2 protein-coding genes are annotated in these 1,595 nt (G+C 69.0%); one reads left to right on the forward strand and one right to left on the reverse strand.

Annotated features, from left to right (window positions below):
* Positions 1–1,083: hydrogenase expression/formation protein HypE (hypE, locus tag WA805_RS16755; RefSeq protein WP_425242804.1), on the forward strand; the 1,083-nt coding region annotated here is incomplete at its 5' end.
* A gap of 25 nt (positions 1,084–1,108) precedes the next feature.
* Here the strand turns inward: hypE and WA805_RS16760 are convergent.
* The coding region (locus tag WA805_RS16760) for a hypothetical protein (protein ID WP_425242805.1) at positions 1,109–1,595 on the reverse strand (487 nt) is incomplete at its 5' end.

Here is a 1,595-nt window from a genome sequence, read left to right on the forward strand (position 1 = left end):
GTGCTGCCGGTGGCCGACAGAGAGCGGCAGGTGCTCGAGCGGATCGACCGCGCCAGGCGCAGGCGGCCCCGGGTGCGTGAGGAACGGGTCACCATGTCGCACGGGGCGGGCGGCAAGGCCACCCGCACCCTGGTCGAGGCGATCTTCCTCGACGCGTTCCGCAACCCGCTGCTCGAGCCGCTCGAGGACGCGGCGGGGCTGTCGCTGTCCGGGGTACGGGCGGCGCTCACTACCGACTCCTACGTTGTCTCGCCGCTGTTCTTCCCCGGCGGTGACATTGGTGACCTGGCCGTCAACGGCACGGTCAACGACCTGGCCGTGGCCGGCGCCACGCCGCTGTACCTCTCGGCGGGCTTCATCCTCGAAGAGGGCTTCCCCGTCGCCGACCTGGTCCGGGTCACCGCGTCCATGCGCGACGCCGCTGCTTTGGCGGGGGTGCAGATCGTCACGGGAGACACGAAGGTCGTGCAGCGCGGCAAGGCCGACGGCTGCTACATCAACACGGCCGGAGTGGGACTGCTCTCGCGGGACGTCTCACTTGGCGTCGCGCTGGCCCAGCCGGGCGACGCGATCATCGTGTCCGGGCCGATCGGCGACCACGGCATCACGATCATGCTCGCCCGCGGCGAGCTGGACATCGAGGCGGACATCGAGTCGGACACCGCGCCGCTGAACGGCCTGATCGCGAGCCTGCTCGACGCGGTTCCAGAGACGCGCGCGATGCGGGACGCCACCCGCGGCGGGGTGGCGACGATCCTCAACGAGATCGCCACGGCCGCCGAGGTCGGGGTGCTGGTCCGCGAGGACGACATTCCGGTGCGGGACGAGGTGCGCGGCGCCTGCGAACTGCTGGGCATCGACCCGATGTACGTCGCCTGCGAGGGCCGCATGGTCGTCGTCGTCCCCGGCGACAGCGCCGACCGCGCGATCGCGGCGCTGCGCGGCCACCCGCTCGGCGAAGACGCGGCGGTCATCGGCCACGTGACCGACGGCCAGCCGGGGATCGTTCAGCTGAAGACGGCCTTCGGCGGCACCAGGATCGTCGACCTGCTCGTCGGCGACCCCCTCCCCCGCATCTGCTGACGTCCGCCGACGGGCTGCACCGTAATCATGATGAGGGTGGTGCCTCTTTGGCGCGCGACACCGACGGGTCGATCCGAACGCCGATGATGGTTTTCGGCCCTACCTTCTCGAACTCGAGCTGCTCGGTCAGCAGCAGTTCCGCCTTGCAGTGGTCGAAGGGTGTCCAGCTCAGTGACAGGTCAGCCGGACGTCGCACGTAGGGCCCGCCCCCGATCCGGTACACCAGGGCTTGGATCCCCTCAACCATGAAATCGACCTTAACCGTGCGCTCCAGGTCGGCCTTTTCCCACTCTTCCGGGATAGCCGGGCTGAACTTCACGCACCGGAGCTGTCCCCAGCCGTCAGGATCGGCGTGGTACAGCTCGCCGACGGTCCGGTAGGAGACACGGTCTGCCTGCTCTGCGTAGTATCTCAGCGCCACGTTCAGTTCGAATTGGCGCGCGGCGGTTGCCCACTGCTTGATCGCATCTGTGTCCGGCGCGTGCAGATCGTGGTAGCCGAGTTCATAGTGA

This window comes from Trebonia sp. (assembly GCF_049794275.1).
GTDB lineage: Bacteria > Actinomycetota > Actinomycetes > Streptosporangiales > Streptosporangiaceae > Trebonia.